The sequence below is a fragment of the Pseudomonas sp. DTU12.1 genome, from assembly GCF_009873475.1.
GTDB lineage: Bacteria > Pseudomonadota > Gammaproteobacteria > Pseudomonadales > Pseudomonadaceae > Aquipseudomonas > Aquipseudomonas proteolytica.
The window spans coordinates 2,440,344-2,455,484 of the sequence record NZ_CP045254.1 but is presented as its reverse complement, the minus strand read 5'-3'; the positions used below and the strand labels follow the sequence as shown (position 1 = coordinate 2,455,484).

12 protein-coding genes and 1 riboswitch are annotated in these 15,141 nt (G+C 61.6%); of the genes, 6 read left to right on the top strand and 6 right to left on the bottom strand.

The window, feature by feature from the left end:
• Positions 1–179 precede the first annotated feature (179 nt).
• Positions 180–1,988, top strand: a complete 1,809-nt coding sequence (locus GDV60_RS10745; RefSeq protein WP_159907108.1) for a monovalent cation:proton antiporter-2 (CPA2) family protein — start codon at positions 180–182, stop codon at positions 1,986–1,988.
• 73 nt (positions 1,989–2,061) lie between these two features.
• Positions 2,062–2,646: a hypothetical protein gene (locus GDV60_RS10740; RefSeq protein WP_092235507.1), complete on the top strand. Its 585-nt coding sequence runs from the start codon at positions 2,062–2,064 to the stop codon at positions 2,644–2,646.
• Between the two features lie 134 nt (positions 2,647–2,780).
• Here the strand turns inward: GDV60_RS10740 and cobF are convergent, their stop codons facing one another.
• Both cobF and GDV60_RS10730 read right to left on the bottom strand, forming a co-directional pair.
• Positions 2,781–3,539, bottom strand: a complete 759-nt coding sequence (gene cobF / locus GDV60_RS10735; protein ID WP_029293099.1) for a precorrin-6A synthase (deacetylating) — start codon at positions 3,537–3,539, stop codon at positions 2,781–2,783.
• Positions 3,540–3,586: 47 nt separating this feature from the next.
• A complete protein-coding gene (locus tag GDV60_RS10730) occupies positions 3,587–4,138 on the bottom strand; it encodes a histidine phosphatase family protein (RefSeq protein WP_159909201.1) in 552 nt (183 codons plus the stop codon).
• A gap of 102 nt (positions 4,139–4,240) precedes the next feature.
• Positions 4,241–4,446, top strand: a riboswitch (cobalamin riboswitch).
• A 91-nt stretch (positions 4,447–4,537) separates the two neighbouring features.
• Between GDV60_RS10730 and GDV60_RS10725 the strand changes: the two genes are divergently transcribed.
• From GDV60_RS10725 to dkgB, 4 genes are all read left to right on the top strand, one after another.
• On the top strand, positions 4,538–6,478 hold the full coding sequence (locus GDV60_RS10725) for a TonB-dependent siderophore receptor (RefSeq protein WP_159907106.1): 1,941 nt from the start codon (positions 4,538–4,540) through the stop codon (positions 6,476–6,478).
• The gene (locus GDV60_RS10720; RefSeq protein ID WP_029293105.1) at positions 6,478–6,837 is read left to right on the top strand and encodes a ferredoxin; all 360 of its coding nucleotides are present in this window, start codon (positions 6,478–6,480) and stop codon (positions 6,835–6,837) included. The genes GDV60_RS10725 and GDV60_RS10720 overlap by 1 nt, the downstream gene beginning before the upstream one ends.
• A complete protein-coding gene (locus tag GDV60_RS10715; protein WP_159907104.1) occupies positions 6,834–7,748 on the top strand; it encodes an ABC transporter substrate-binding protein in 915 nt (304 codons plus the stop codon). The genes GDV60_RS10720 and GDV60_RS10715 overlap by 4 nt, the downstream gene beginning before the upstream one ends.
• A 310-nt stretch (positions 7,749–8,058) precedes the next feature.
• On the top strand, positions 8,059–8,862 hold the full coding sequence (gene dkgB / locus GDV60_RS10710; protein ID WP_029293109.1) for a 2,5-didehydrogluconate reductase DkgB: 804 nt from the start codon (positions 8,059–8,061) through the stop codon (positions 8,860–8,862).
• Between the two features lies 1 nt (position 8,863).
• Here the strand turns inward: dkgB and GDV60_RS10705 are convergent, their stop codons facing one another.
• The 4 genes from GDV60_RS10705 to GDV60_RS10690 all read right to left on the bottom strand — a co-directional run bounded on the left by GDV60_RS10705 (position 8,864) and on the right by GDV60_RS10690 (position 15,018).
• A complete protein-coding gene (locus GDV60_RS10705; protein ID WP_092235494.1) occupies positions 8,864–9,298 on the bottom strand; it encodes a chemotaxis protein CheY in 435 nt (144 codons plus the stop codon).
• A gap of 119 nt (positions 9,299–9,417) precedes the next feature.
• Positions 9,418–13,056 carry a transporter substrate-binding domain-containing protein gene (locus GDV60_RS10700; RefSeq protein ID WP_159907102.1) on the bottom strand — a complete coding sequence of 1,213 codons (3,639 nt, stop codon included), beginning with the start codon at positions 13,054–13,056 and terminating at the stop codon, positions 9,418–9,420.
• Between the two features lies 1 nt (position 13,057).
• Complete coding sequence (locus tag GDV60_RS10695; protein ID WP_104912069.1) at positions 13,058–13,684, bottom strand: response regulator transcription factor; 627 nt, start codon at positions 13,682–13,684, stop codon at positions 13,058–13,060.
• Between the two features lie 617 nt (positions 13,685–14,301).
• The gene (locus tag GDV60_RS10690; protein WP_029293117.1) at positions 14,302–15,018 is read right to left on the bottom strand and encodes an MgtC/SapB family protein; all 717 of its coding nucleotides are present in this window, start codon (positions 15,016–15,018) and stop codon (positions 14,302–14,304) included.
• Between the last annotated feature and the right edge of the window lie 123 nt (positions 15,019–15,141).

The window sequence follows — 15,141 nt, the reverse complement described above, 5'->3', positions numbered from 1 at the left end:
GTGACGACGGAGGGCGATAGTAGCAAGAACCCGCCCTGCATGGATGGCGATAGACAGCAATCTACTGATGACAGAGCCACTCGCGTGGCCAAGGTTTTAGTAAAAATTCAGATTCAAAAACGCCAAACCGCGTTCTAATAGCGCCCTGTCGATTCGCCTCAAAGATCCTGGAGTAAGCGATGCCCCATGAAGGCAACCTGTTACAAGCGGCCGTGGTGTTCCTGTTGGCCGCGGTGCTCACCGTGCCCCTGGCCAAGCACCTGAAACTGGGGGCGGTGCTGGGCTATCTGTTCGCCGGTGTGATTATCGGCCCCTCGGTACTGGGCCTGGTGGGCAACCCGCAAAGCGTCGCGCAGTTCTCCGAACTGGGGGTGGTGTTATTGCTGTTCATCATCGGCCTGGAACTGTCACCCAAACGCCTGTGGGTGATGCGCAAGGCGGTGTTTGGCGTGGGTCTGGCGCAAGTGTTGTTGACTGCCATGGTGATGGGCGCAGTGGCGCTCTGGGCGTTTGGCCAGTCATGGAACAGCGCGATTGTGCTGGGCCTGGGGCTGGCGCTGTCCTCCACGGCCTTCGGCCTGCAAAGCCTGGCCGAACGCAAGGAGCTGAACAGCCCCCACGGGCGCCTGGCCTTTGCGATCCTGCTGTTCCAGGACATCGCGGCGATCCCGCTGATCGCTATGGTGCCGCTGCTGGCCGGCAGTGACCACACCACCACCGCCGCCCAGGACCTGAACCACGGTTTGCAGGTATTGGGCAGCATCGCCGTGGTGATCATCGGCGGTCGCTACTTGCTGCGCCCGGTGTTTCGCATCGTCGCCAAGACCGGCCTGCGCGAAGTGTCCACCGCCACCGCGCTGCTGGTAGTGATCGGCACCGCCTGGCTGATGGAGTTGGTGGGCGTGTCCATGGCCCTCGGCGCATTCCTCGCCGGCCTGCTGCTGGCCGACTCGGAATACCGCCACGAGTTGGAGTCGCAAATCGAGCCGTTCAAAGGCCTGTTGCTGGGGCTGTTCTTTATCAGCGTGGGCATGGGCGCCAATATCGGCCTGTTGTTCAGCACGCCCTTTGTGGTGCTGGGGCTGACCCTGCTGCTGATCGCTATCAAGTTGCCGCTGCTGTACGCGGTCGGGCAGATGGTCGGCGAACTCAACCGCGAGAGCGCAGTGCGCCTGGGTGTGGTGCTGGCGGCCGGTGGTGAGTTTGCCTTCGTGGTGTTCAAGATCGGTCGCGACCAGGGCCTGTTCGCTCCGCATCTGTACGACGTGTTAGTCCTGACCATCACCCTGTCGATGGCCCTCACCCCGCTGCTGTTGCTGCTGTGCCCCAAGCTGTTTCGACCCAAGACCAAACCGGTGGAAGTGCCAGAAGAGTACCGCGCCATCGAGAGCGACGCGCCACGGGTGGTGATCGCGGGCATGGGCCGTATGGGGCAGATCGTGGCGCGGATCCTGCGGGCGCAGAACATTTCGTTTATCGCCCTCGACACCTCAGTGGAAACCATCGAGCTGACCCGCAGTTTCGGTGGCATGCCGGTGTTTTACGGTGACCCCCAGCGCCCGGAAATCCTGCATGCAGCGAAGGTCGACCAGGCCGAGTACTTTGTGATCGCGATGGATGATCCACAAATCAACATCAAGACCGCCGAACTGGTGCGCAACCTCTACCCGCACATGAAAATCATCGCCCGTGCCCGCAACCGTCAGCACGTGCATCGCCTGGTGGACCTGGATGCGTCTCCGGTGCGCGAAACCTTCTATTCCAGCCTGGAAATGAGCCGCCGCACCCTGGTCGGCCTGGGACTGAGCGAGACCCAGGCCGATGCGCGGATCAACCGCTTCAAGCACCACGACCTGCAACTGCTGACCGCCCAGCACGCGGTGTATGACGATGCGGCCAAGGTGATGCAGTCGGCCCAGGAGTCCCGTGCGGAGTTGGCCCGTTTGTTTGAAATGGACCGCCTTGAGGAAGAGTCCGGGAAGGTCTGAGGATGGATCAGAACGAAGTTGCGAATTTTCTGACAGAATATGACGCAATTTCGTTCATCCATTGGAAGACCTCATGCTCAGCCTCAGCAAAACCGCAGCCCGCCTGGCCCTGGCGCTGACCGTCAGCCTGGGCGCCAGCCCACTGTTCGCGGCCGCCAAGCCGGCCCCGGTGCCGCCGGATGAATTCCAGATCGTCTCGACCCTGGACGGCAAGTTCACCTTCACCCTGCCCAAGGGCTACGTCGCCGAGGCCTTGCCCGCCGGCGTACAAGCCCAAGGCACTGCGGGCGCCAACAGCACGATGTATATCAACAAGGCGTCAAAAAGCGTGGTGGTCGTGGCCCAGACCCTGCGCAACGATGGCATCGACCTGAAGGACGACGAACCGCTGTTTCTCGATAGCGCGGTTAAAGGTTTCCTCAAGGAGATAGGCACCAGCCTGCCGGACTACAAGAAACTGGCGCAGAAGAAACTGCTGGTCAAGGGCGTGGGCCTGCGCCAGGTTGATGGCACCGCCAGCATGGGCGGCGGCAAGACCTTGAACTCGATGTTTCTCGCGGGTTCTGGCAACCGGTTGCTGGTGATCCAGGCCATCTCCCGGGCTGAAGATGTGACGGGGCATGAGTTGCTGGTCAGGCAGATTACCAGCGGCAAGTGACATCCTCCTAAGCACCACAAATCCAATGTGGGAGCGGGCTTGCCCGCGATTGCGGTGGGTCAGTTAGTTAGATGTCTACTGACACACCGCTATCGCGGGCAAGCCCGCTCCCACAGGTTTGACTGCATTCCTCCCTACGGCTTGCGCAGCAGGTAGGTATCCATGATCCAGCCATTGGCCTGGCGCGCCGCCTTGCGCACGCGCTCGATTTCGTCGGCCACTTCGGCCACCTTGCCGCTGATCAGGATTTCATCCGGGGTGCCCAGGTACGCGCCCCAGTAGATGTCCATTTGCTGATCCGCGACGCTCCGGTAGGAGTCCTCGGCGTCCAGCATCACCACCAGCGTATCGGCATCACCGACCTGCCCCGCCGCAAGCCGACGCCCGGTGGTGATCTCGATGGAACGGCCGATGCGGTTCAGCGGCACTTTATGCTGGGCCGCCAGGGCCTGGACGCTGGTGATCCCGGGGATGACCTCGAACTCAAACGTACAGCTGCCACTGGCCAGAATCGCCTGCAGGATGCGGATGGTGCTGTCGTACAACGCCGGGTCGCCCCAGGCCAGGAAGGCCCCCACTTCGCCGTCGGCCATTTGTTCGTTGATCATCCGCTCGAAGGTCTGTTGCTTGTCGCGGTTCAGATCCTGCACAGCCGTGGTGTAGTCGATCTCGCCACGCACACGCTCGGGGCAGTCGGCTTCGACAAAGCGGTAGGCATGCCCGGCGTCGATGTAGGTCTGGCAGATCTCCCGGCGCAGGTCGATCAGTTTGTCCTTGCTCTGGCCCTTGTCCATCAGGAAAAACACGTCGGTACGGTTAAGCGCCTTCACCGCCTGCATCGTGATGTAGTCGGGGTTGCCGGCGCCAATGCCGATGATCAGGATCTTTTTCATGAAGGTGTTCTCAGTGCGGGGCCGGGATTTTGCCATGTTCGCGCCACTCAGGTCTCGTGCGTTTCCAGGCGCAGACGCCAGACGTTGTTGAAACGCAGCTCGGTAGAAGACAGCGGCTCCACATCAATCAGGTAAAACATAGCGATGGGTGCCTGCATGACATGAAGCAAAGCGGCACGAACCACCGCCGGATGCGTAACCGCCATCACATGGCCGGGCTGCTCTGCGACGCGTTGCAGCCACTGGCTGACGCGCTCGCACAACTGCGTCACGGACTCACCACGGTGAGGCGCGCTGGTGCTGTCGGTCAGCCAGGTCGTCAGTTCGTCGCGGTCGATGTCATTGATATCCCGACCGCGCCAATGGCCCACGTCCATATCGCGCAACCCGTCATCAATCGTGGCGTGCTGACCGAACAGCGTCGCCGTTTGCCGGGCCCTGGTCTCAGGCCCGCATAACAGGCGTGGCGCTTTTTTGAAACGTGCGGCCAGCCTCAAGGGCGACGGCGGCGTTTCCAGGGCTTCATCAAGGGCGAAATGCCCAAGCTTTTGCGCGCGGGTCGCACCATGGCAAATCAGCGTCAATCGGGTGCTCTGCATGGACGTGCGGCTCTGGTGATCAAGCGAAGCAAACATATTACAACGATCCAGACCCACCGGTTCGACCACTGGATAAGTTGACCAACGGTCGCGGGAATGTTCAGATGCCGGCCTGTTTCAGGTGCCTCATGCCGCCGTGCATGGGGTGAAACGGGAAACCGGTACGCTCGATCGAGCAAGTCCGGTGCTGCCCCCGCAACGGTATACGCGTGACCCCTTCGACACACCACTGTGGCCAGAACGCCATGGGAAGGTGAAGGGTTCGATACGCGTGAGCCCGGAGACCGGCCTGGAATTTCTGTTTGGCAAAATCCTGCGGTGGGCGGGCATGGGCCGGTATTGGCGTGTGCTCGATACCTTCTCCTGCGTGCTTCTGCGAAGATACTTTTCGAGAAGACTATGATTTTTCAACGCGGCGTCACTTCTGGCCCAACCTTGCTGTTGGGTTGTCTGTTCAGTCCCCTGCTACTCGCTGACAATAGTGCCCTGGAACTCAAGGCACAGACCGTTTCCGCGCCATCGGTGGAATCCACCACCGTGGCCGACATGGCCCAGTACGGCAGCAAGGTCGAAATTGTCACCCGCCAACAGATCGAACGCGCCGGCCCCAGCGCAGATATCACGCGGGCGATGCAGATGTTCATCCCCGGTTTCTACGTGGCCCCGAAAAACGGCCCGTTCGACTACGGCACCTATTCCCTGTTGGGCGGGCGCAATGACGACACCCTGATCCTGCTCGACGGCGTACGCCTGAACAACCGCCTGTACGGTGGCCTGTACCTGGATACCTTGCCGGCCAACGCCGTGGAACGCATCGAAGTGCTCAAGGGCGGCCAGAGCCTGTTGTTCGGCACCCAGGCCGTGGCGGGGGTCATCAACATCGTCACCCGCAGCCCGCAGACGCGCGACGTATCCGGCGAAACCAACCTGGGCGTCGATACCTTTGGCGGCACCACCGGCGATGCCCGGGCCGAGCGGATTTTCAGCAATGGCCTGGGCGACCTGGGTTTGCTGGCCTATGTCAGCCATAACGTGTCCGAGGGCTACCAGCCCTTTCGTAACCGCGACATGAGCAACGTCACCGACAAGAAACGCTCCTACGAAGTCACCACACTCGGCGCCAAGGCCATCCAGTCTTTTGGCGATGACTCGCGCCTGGAGCTGTTTTACCAGTACACCGATGCCAACCTGGACTTCGCCGGCGCCACCAACAACCGCAAGACCACCAACGACCGCGTGCAGCAGATTGCCACGGCGACCTTCGAACAGAGCATCAACGAGCGGCTGAGCTACTTCGTCAAGGGCCATATCAACGACTGGGATACCCGCTACTCACGGGTCAACAACACCGCCAACGGCGGCACCGTGATGCGCAATCACAACGACTACTGGGGTTTTACCGACTGGGGCGTGCAGGCCGAGGGCAAGGCCGAGCTTGCAGGCGGCCATATGCTGGTATTCGGTACCGATAACCAGTGGTTCAAGGGCCAGGACGATGTGCTGGTCATCGACAATAACAAGGCCGAAGCCCACGCCGTTTACACCCAGTTGCGCCCGCAGATCGACGCCCTGCCCGACTGGCATCCGAGCCTCGGCGTGCGCCACGAAACCATGAGCGGCGGCGACAGCGCCACGGTCGGCATGCTCACCTCGCTCTACGACCTCAACGCCAACTGGGCCCTGCGCGGCCAGTACGGTACGGCCTACAAGCTGCCGAATGCCGAGCAACTGTTCGTCAACGAACCCGGCGACGAGATCGGCAACCGCAACCTCAAGCCGGAGAAAAGCCGCAACGCCGAGCTGGGCCTGGACTACAAGGGCCTGCTGGCCGACCGCGAGTTCAGCACCAGCGTGACCCTGTTCAAGCGCAAGATCACCGACCTGATCACCCTCGACGACATCCAGTGGGTCAACGGCCAGGGCCAGATCCAGGTGCGCGGCTTCGAAGCCGATGCCAAGTTGGCGCTCAACGATCAGTGGAGCCTGCAGGCGGACATGACCCGCAACCTGACCGAGTCGCGCACCGGGGTCACCATCAACGATGTGCCGAGCTTCTTCGCCCGCTCGCGGGTGGGGTTCGAATCGCAGAATCGCCTGTGGGGCGTCGGCGCGGCCATCCGCTATATCCACGATGTGACCAGCTCGAAAAGAGTCGAATACGGCCACTATTCGGTGGTGGACGCCGACGCCTATCGCTACCTCGACAACGCCCACCAGCACCGCGTGAGCCTGCTGGTAGAAAACCTGTTCGACCGCGACTACGTCACCAGCCGCTCCAGCAATGTCGACAACCTGGGCCGGCCATTCACCTCTGAGGTGCGTTACACGTATCGCTTCTGATGACTGAGATCACCCAAATCGACGGGGTGGACACCCACCCCGACTGGTCCCGCATCCCCGAGCATGCCCGCCATGTGCTGCTGTGCACCGGCCCGCGCTGCACCCAGCGGGGCGCCTTGCAACTATGGAAAACCCTGCGTCGGCGCCTCTTGGAACACCAGCGCATCGAAGTGCCCGGTGGTGTACTGCTCACGCGGACCCATTGCCAGTTCCCGTGCAACCTGGGGCCGGTGCTCACGGTATACCCGGAGCGCTGCTGGTATGGGATACACAGCAAGGCCGACGCCGTGCGCCTGGTGGATATGCACCTGGTGGGCGGTGAAGTGGTCGAAGAGCTGTTGATCCGGGAGCGCCCATGAGACGCCTGGGCGGGTTGGCCATCGCCCTGTTGTGCAGTGCATCGGCCCTGGCGGACGGCTATCGCAATTGCCAGCAGGATTGGCAACTGCCCCATGCGCCGCCGTCGCGCATCGTCGCCCTGAACCAGCACGCCGCCGATATGCTGCTGGCCCTGGGCGCCGGCCCGGCGCTGGTAAGCGTGGCGTACCTGGATGACAACGGTGCCGCGCATAAACAGGGCAGGTACTTCGGTGTGCCGGTGATTGCCCCGCGCTATCCGGCCAGCGAGGTGTTATATGGGCAACGGCCGGACCTGGTGGTGGGCGGTTTTGCCACGGCCTTTGGCAACGGCATCACCTCGCGTACCGGGCTGGCCGGTAATGGCGTGGGCTCGTATCTGCTGGAGTCGGCGTGTGCCGGGCGCTCCCTGGATTACTTCGGCCACATTCGCACCGACCTGCAGACCCTGGGCAACTTGCTGCACAAACCGCAGCGGGCCCGCGACCTGATCGAGGCCCTGGACGCCGACCTGGCCAGCGCCCAGGCACTGGCCAAGCCGGCAAAACCCTTGTCGGTGTTTTATCTCGACAGTGAAGTCAACGGCCTGGACAGCGAGGGCCGGCAAGGTTTCGTCAGCGCCCTGCTGGCTGCGGCCGGGGCTCGCAACCTGTTGGCCGGAATCAATCAATACCGGGTCACGGTCAGCAGTGAGACGTTATTGATGAGCGACCCGGACGTGATTCTGCTGGCCGATGCCGTATGGTCCCCGGCCAGCCGTAAACGCCAGCTGCTGACCCGCGACCCGGTGCTGTCGCGCCTGCGGGCCGTGCGGGAAAACCGCATGATCGATATCCCGTTTACCCACCTGGTGCCCAATGTCGGCAGCGGCAAAGTGGTGCTGGACCTGGCCCGCCAACTCAAAGCTCTGTAGAAACCGACAGTTGTGGCGAGGGGGCTTGTGCCCCGCTGGGCTGCGCAGCAGCCCCAAAACCAGCCACCTCGGTGTATCTGGTAGAACGTGGTGAGGCTGTTGGGGCGGCTTTGCCGCCCAGCGCGGGGCAAGCCCACTCGCCACAAGAAAGGCCAGTGGTGGGTAGCCCTCTGTCCCTGCAAGCTCGTCTTATCACCGCAATGGGACTCATGACTTCTGGTCAAGAGTGATTTGAACAATCGTGGGTGTTTGCGCTGGAGCGTGCGGCTGATACTCAACGCCATTGTTCATGCCACAACAGGAGTCATTCATGTCTATTCCCGCATTCGGTCTTGGCACTTTCCGCCTGCAAGGCCAGGTGGTCATCGATTCGGTCAGTACCGGCCTGGACTTGGGCTACCGGGCCATCGATACCGCACAGATCTATGAGAACGAGGCCGATGTCGGCCAAGCGATCGCCGACAAGGGTATCCCCCGCGATGAATTGTTTATTACCAGCAAGATCTGGATCGCCAATTTTGCCGAAGGCCAACTGATACCCAGCCTCAAGGAAAGTCTGCGCAAGCTCAAGACCGACTATCTGGACCTGACTCTGATCCATTGGCCATCACCGCAAAACCAGGTGCCCGTCGCCGAGTTCATGGGGCAGTTGCTGGAAGCCAAGCGCCTGGGCCTGACCCGGCAGATCGGTGTTTCCAACTTCACCGTGGCGCTGATGAAAGAAGCCATCGCCGCCGTCGGTGCCGAGAACATCGCCACCAACCAGATCGAACTGCACCCGTACTTGCAAAACCGCACCGTGGTGGATTTCGCCACGCGCCACGGTATCCAGATTACGTCGTACATGACCCTGGCCTACGGCGAAGTGCTCAAAGACCCGCTGATCCAGGCGATTGCCCAGCGCAACCAGGCCACGCCCGCACAGGTCACCCTGGCCTGGGCCATGCAGTCGGGGTATGCGGTGATTCCGTCCTCGACCCAACGCGCCAACCTGCAGAGCAACCTCAAGGCCGTGCAACTGACCTTGAGCGAAGCCGACATGGCGCAGATCAACGGCCTTGAGCGTGGCCATCGCCTGACCAGCCCCAAGGGCATTGCGCCGCAATGGGACTGAGCTAAACCGCCGGGCTGCGCGCCAGTTCCCGCAGCCATGGCAAGACCCGCAAGCCGCTGACCGGTGACGGCGGGTCGATGATGCCCATGAAGTGTTCCAGGGCGACACTGTCGAGCGCGCCTGGCAAACGCATCAGGACCAGGGGCGCAAGAGAGACCGCTGGCTCCAGGTCCTGGTCGGCATAGACCAGCACATGGCGCACCTGCGGATGTTGCTGGCGCAGCACCCACTCCCCGCCGGCGCTGGCGGCCAGGCCCGCATGGATGACCAGCACATCGAAGGGCTCGGCCGGGATGTCGGTGAGGATCAGTACTTCCTCGACAGTCTGCACCGGGACGATCCGGTAATAGCCCAACTGGTTAAGCATTTTTTCGATGTGCAGCCGTTGCAGGTGCTGTTCATCAGCGATCAGGATGGTCAGTGCTTTGGTGGGCATGGCAAGTCCCTGAGCAGGTCGCGCTCGTGGCCGGAAGGAGCGCTACTGTTCCAGACATAAATGGTCTACAAAATCAGCGGAGTTCCCCCAGAGCGTAGGATTTCTCCCAAATCCTACCTTTAAGCATGATCGCAGTAGTCCGTCAGGGCCTGATGCAACTGGTCAATGGCTTGCTGCACGCCCGCCACCGCAGCGGCCAATGCCTGAGGGTCGCGCTGTTCACAGGCGGCTTCCAGCGCCTCACAGTGGCTGACCAATACCTGGGCCGAGACCAGGCGCGCCCCGCCCTTGGTGCGATGAGCCAGGTCATGCAACTGGGCATAGTCGTGTTTATTGGCCAACGCCTGCAGTAGCGTACGGTCGGCGGCAAGGCTGTCGAGCAGGGGGGCCAGCAACTCCTTGACGGCGTCCACGTCGGAGCCGGTCAACGCCAGCAACCGACTCAAATCCATATCCGGCATGACATCAGCCTGCACTTCGGCCTGGACCGACGGCTTGGCGGTACGTGACGCAAGCGCGGCATGCAAGTCCTCCAGCCCCGTGGGTTTGAACAGGCAACCATCCATCCCTGCCGCCAGGCAACGCTCGGTTTCTTCGGGCTGGGCATTGGCGGTAAACCCCAGCAACAGGCAAGGCGCCAATCCCCGGGCTCGCTCATCGGCACGGATTTCCCGCGCCAGGTCATAGCCATTTTTCAGCGGCATATTGCAGTCCGTGATCACCCCGTCGAAACGCTCGGCCTGCCAGCGCTCCAGGCCTTGTACACCATCGTTGGCGGTGGTGATGCGGTGCCCCAGGAAGCTCAGTTGCCGGGTCAGCAATTGGCGGTTGGCGGGGTAATCATCCACCACCAGGATGTTCAACATGTGCGCTGGCGACGCGTCCAGTGCAACCGACTCATGCTCGGCGCTGGTGCTGGACGCCACCGCCAGGGACAGCGTGACTTCTACGCGGGTCCCCTGCCCCAGCCGGCTGCTCAATTTCAGTTGGCCGCCCATCATTTCACACAGGCTGCGGCTAATCACCAGGCCCAGGCCGGAGCCACTGCGCGCCGACTGGTCGGTGTTGCGCCCCTGGACAAACGGATTGAACAGCCGCGCCTGGTCCTCGACGCTGATACCTACCCCGCTGTCTTCCACCACCAGCCGCAGGCTCACGTAGCCATTGGCGACTGCCGGCGAGCCTCTGGCGCACAGATGCACATGGCCCTTGGCAGTAAACTTGATGGCATTGCTCAACAAATTGGAGACCACCTGCTTGAAGCGCAACGGATCGATCATCACGTAACGGTCCACCAGCGGGTCCAAATCAACCTTGAGCATCAGGCCCTTGGTCCGTGCCAGCCCTTCGAAGATGCGGGCCACCGAGGCCAGCAGTTCGCGCGGGTTCGACGGTTCCAGGGTCAGGGACAAGTGGCCGGACTCGATCCGGGCAATGTCGAGAATGTCGCCGATCAACTCCAGCATGCCCCGCGAAGCATCAGAGGCCACTGCCAGGGCATCGTGGTCGATACGGCCCTGCTCGGCGTTTTTCAGCGCCAACTCGATCATGCCGATCACCGCGTTCATCGGCGTGCGGATCTCGTGGCTCATGGTCGCCAAGAACGTGGTCTTGGCCCGATTGGCGGCGTCTGCCCCCTCCTTGGCCTCCTGCAGTTGCCCCAGCAAACGCTGGCGCTCACTGACGTCCACCCAGCCGGCAATCATGCCCACGACCTTTTCGTCACCGTCGCGGTAAGGCAGCATCCAGTGATAAATGGTCAGGGTCGCCCCGCCCGGTACCTTGAGCACACGGTCGTGGATCTGCGGCTCTCCGCGCTCCATCAGGCGCAAGTAGTCTTCGTGGTAGGACTGGGCCTGGGGGTGGTTGCCGGTGTCAGTCTCGACCACGGTCTTGCCGATCACATCTTCGAGCCGGAAGCCGAACACATTGAGGTAGGCACTGTTGCACGCCATCAACCGGCCCAGGCGGTCACGCACATAAATCGGGTGCGGCGTGCCGTCGATCAGCACGCTCATAAAACGCATCTGGTCGCTCAGCGCGCGCTCGGCCTGGCCGCGCTTGCGAATCAGGCTGCGCAGGTAAATCGCCCAACCGAGGGTGATGGTCAACAGCAGCGCGGCCACTGCGAACCCCTGGATAATCGTGTTGCGGTGACGTAGCCAGTAACTGTCATCAATCACCACTTCGCTACGCCAATGATTGGTCAGCTCATCCATCTCCTGGGGCGTGATACTCAAGAGCGCCTTGTCCAGGATCGAGTACAACTCCAACTGGCCGCGCCCCACACCAAAGGCCACTCGCGCGGGCTGCGAGCCGACCGTGCTGGTGATGCGCAGGCGATCACGGTAGTGCTGGGCGATGATGTAGCGCGCAATGATCAGCGCGTTGACCGTCGCGTCCGCCGTGCCACTGACGACCAACTCCATGGCCTGCGCGGAATCCTCGGCGTCCACCAAGTGGATATCGGGATATTCGCGGCTGATGATCTCGCGCTGGACGCTGCCGCGGATGACCGCCAGGCGCTTGCCCGCCATGTCCTCGATGGTGATCGGACGGCTGCCATCGTCGCGCGAGATCAGCACAAACGGGTTGCTCAGGTACGGGCGAGTAAAGCGGATCAGGTCCTCACGGGCCATGCTCGGGGTGATGAACGCGATCATGTCCGCGCTGCCCTCGCTGACTTGGCTGACTTGACGGGGCAGTGAATCACCACGCACCACATCGAACTTCAGGCCGGTGCGCAAGCTGATCTGGGCCAGCACTTCGGCGCTCAAGCCTTGCAGTTGCCCGTGTTCATTGAAAAAAGACAACGGCTGGAACTTGTCGAGCGCCGTCACCTTGACCCGTGGGTGCTTGTCCAACCAACGCTGCTCACTGGCGCTCAGGCGCAGGCGCTCGCGGCCAACCACCCCCAGGTTGCCAGAGCTCCAGCGCCGCAGGATTTCCATCTGCTCACTGACCGGAATCATCTCCAGCGCCGCATTGACGATGCGCAGCAGACGCAGATTGTCGCCGTCGACCGCGAACGCGAAGGGGTTGACCTCCAGGCTGGAAAAATCAGCCATGCGCACGTTATTGAGATGGTTTTTGTTGATCAGATAATTGGTGCTGATGGCATCGCCCAGATAAACGTCCGCCTGGCCGAAGGCGACGGCACCAATGGCCTCGAAGGTCGAGGGGTAAAGCTGCAGGGAGGCGTTGGCGTAATAGGCGGCCACTACCTCAGGCTGCATGTAGTGATAGAGCATGGCCAGGCGCTTGCCCTCAAGCTCGGCGCTCAGGGCCTGGCTGTCACCGACACGCGTCACCAGGGTCGGCTGGTCGTTGGCGTACGAGCGCGAAAGCTTCAATTGCCGATCCGCCGCCTCGTAGCCATTGGCTGTGCCCAGGAAGTCCACCTCACCACGCTTGAGAGCCGCGATGACGTCGTCCCGCTGCTCGTAGCGCTGGACCTGGATGGTCACGTTCAACATCTGCGCGATCAATGCCGCGTAATCGGCGGTGATCCCCTCCAGTTCGTCGTTGTTGTTCGTCAGATCGAAAGGCGCATAGTCCGGGGCGGACACCCCCATGACCAGCGTGCGGCGCTCGCGCAGCCAACGCCAGTCCGGCTCTTTGAGGTGCAGCTGCGGGGCGTCGAAACTCGAGTGCCCCAACAGGTGCAGTTGCTGTGGCGCGCCCAGCGCCACGTTGATAATGAGTGACAGGCTCGCCAGCCAGAGTACCGCGAGCCACTTGCCAAGAGACGTCGACATGTCAGATCAGGTGGTTACGCTGAGCGAACTTGGACAGATGAACCACCGAAGACATGCGCAATTTCTCCTTCAACCGTGTTTTGTAAGTGCTGATGGTCTTGTGACTCAACAGCATGTCTTCGGCGATCTCCTTGTTGCCCAGGCCCAACGCCAGTTTCTGCAGGACCGTCAGCTCCCGGTCAGAAAGCCCTTTTACCAGTTGCAGTTCCGTGGTCTGCAAGTCGTCCTTGCGCACGGAACTGGTCGGCAGGCTGGGGAAACAGCTGTAGTTGGACATGACCGCCTTGATGGCCTTTTGCAACTCATCCAATTCACCGGTTTTCGCGACAAATCCCATCGCCCCGGCGCGCATGCAACGAGCCGAGAAAAATACCGCCAGATACGAGGTCAGTACCAGAATCTTGCAGGGCAGGCCCAAGGTCTTGACCCGGCTTATCACCTCCAGCCCGCCCAACTTGGGCATCGCCAAGTCCAGAATAAGCAGGTCAGGCCGCTGCTCCCTGGCAATCTGTAAGGCATCAGCGCCGTTGCCAGCCTCGAAAATCTTGTCAAAGCCTTCCTGGCGCAACAGGTACTTGACGGTTGCACGAATGAACGGATGATCATCCACGATTAATGCTTTGCTCATGCGACTCCCTGGGAAGACACCATCGATTAGTTGCATTACTGGCGCCTTGCCATTCTTGCGGCGCCAATACCCTTACACATCACACGAAACCCCTGTACCTGTGAAAAGTACCAGTTCCGACCAGCGGCACTGTCTACACAGAACGTTTCAACGGAACCTGGCTAGGTGCAACGGCGCAACATTAACAACGCAACGATGCCTTAGCCGAAGGGAAAATCCGACCGACATGTAGGACTAATCCTCACTAAAGCGTAGTCAAATATACGCAAAAAGCCGCCTCCCCCCTCTAAGGAGCATCCCTTTCAAGGTGTTTGAGAAACCGGTTTTGACTAGTTCCGATCAGTTGGGGGCAACCGCCGAGTTGTGGGGAGCGGGCTTGTTGTGGAGGACGGGCTTGTTGTGGAGAGCAGGCTTATTGTGGAAGGCGGGCTTGTTGTGGCGAGCGGGCTTGCCCCGCGCTGGGCTGCGCAGCAGCCCCAAAACCAGCCACCTCGGTGTATCTGATAAAAATGGATGGGCCTTATTGGGGCTGCTACGCAGCCCAGCGCGGGGCAAGCCCGCTCGCCACAACAAGCCCACTCGCCACAGCCCCAGGCAGGCGCTGTAAGCCTTTGCCGTCAGTCCGTGGTGCTGGGGCTCCAGAACGCTTGCACCACCAGGGTCGACTGTGAGATCCGCGTGACCAGGGCATCCAGTTCGTCGCCATCCACCGAGTTGGCCGCCAGGGTGGCCTCGATCTCTACCTCATCACTGCCAAAGGGCCTTACGTCAACATCACTGGCCGGGTAGTTACAGCGCGCCAGTTCCGACTCCAGCAACGCCATCACCGCTTGCTGCTGGGTACGCCGGGCGATCACGTAGAGGATGTTGGTGACCTCGGCAGACACCACGTCCAGCGGCTGGCGGTTGATGTTATTGACGATCGGGCGCAGCAGCGTGTTGGCCGCCAGCACAAACATCGTGCCCAGGAACGCCTCGAGGATCAGGTCTGCACCGGCGCAGGCGCCCACGGCGGCGGACGTCCACAGCGTGGCTGCGGTATTGAGCCCGCGCACGTTGCCCTCCTCGCGCATGATCACCCCGGCGCCAAGAAAGCCAATACCCGACACCACATACGCCACCACTCGCACGGCGCCTTCGGCCCCGGCCAGGCGGTTGGCCATGTCGACAAAGATTGCCGCCCCCACCGCCACCAGTACGTTGGTGCGCAGCCCCGCCGTGCGCTGGCGGAACTGGCGCTCAAAGCCGATCAGCCCGCCCAGAATAAAGGCGGCACTAAGGCTGACCACGGTGTCGATCAGGGAATCCAGATTGATGTTGTTGAGGGCTTGCATGATGAATCTCCCTTTGATTGCCCGCAGAATCAGCGTCGAAAAAAGGGGGATAAGGCAGGAACCAGGGAGGTTCGCCACCGAAATACCGCTTCTCGCTTTAACGGCGAGGCAACGGCACGAAGA

Bases quoted from the DNA above. Each gene is read 5' to 3' on its own strand.
- GDV60_RS10745 (WP_159907108.1), top strand. From the start codon at position 180: ATGCCCCATGAAGGCAACCTGTTACAAGCGGCCGTGGTGTTCCTGTTG.
- GDV60_RS10740 (WP_092235507.1), top strand. From the start codon at position 2,062: ATGCTCAGCCTCAGCAAAACCGCAGCCCGCCTGGCCCTGGCGCTGACC.
- cobF (WP_029293099.1), bottom strand. From the start codon at position 3,539: ATGAAAAAGATCCTGATCATCGGCATTGGCGCCGGCAACCCCGACTAC.
- GDV60_RS10730 (WP_159909201.1), bottom strand. From the start codon at position 4,138: ATGCAGAGCACCCGATTGACGCTGATTTGCCATGGTGCGACCCGCGCG.
- GDV60_RS10725 (WP_159907106.1), top strand. From the start codon at position 4,538: ATGATTTTTCAACGCGGCGTCACTTCTGGCCCAACCTTGCTGTTGGGT.
- GDV60_RS10720 (WP_029293105.1), top strand. From the start codon at position 6,478: ATGACTGAGATCACCCAAATCGACGGGGTGGACACCCACCCCGACTGG.
- GDV60_RS10715 (WP_159907104.1), top strand. From the start codon at position 6,834: ATGAGACGCCTGGGCGGGTTGGCCATCGCCCTGTTGTGCAGTGCATCG.
- dkgB (WP_029293109.1), top strand. From the start codon at position 8,059: ATGTCTATTCCCGCATTCGGTCTTGGCACTTTCCGCCTGCAAGGCCAG.
- GDV60_RS10705 (WP_092235494.1), bottom strand. From the start codon at position 9,298: ATGCCCACCAAAGCACTGACCATCCTGATCGCTGATGAACAGCACCTG.
- GDV60_RS10700 (WP_159907102.1), bottom strand. From the start codon at position 13,056: ATGTCGACGTCTCTTGGCAAGTGGCTCGCGGTACTCTGGCTGGCGAGC.
- GDV60_RS10695 (WP_104912069.1), bottom strand. From the start codon at position 13,684: ATGAGCAAAGCATTAATCGTGGATGATCATCCGTTCATTCGTGCAACC.
- GDV60_RS10690 (WP_029293117.1), bottom strand. From the start codon at position 15,018: ATGCAAGCCCTCAACAACATCAATCTGGATTCCCTGATCGACACCGTG.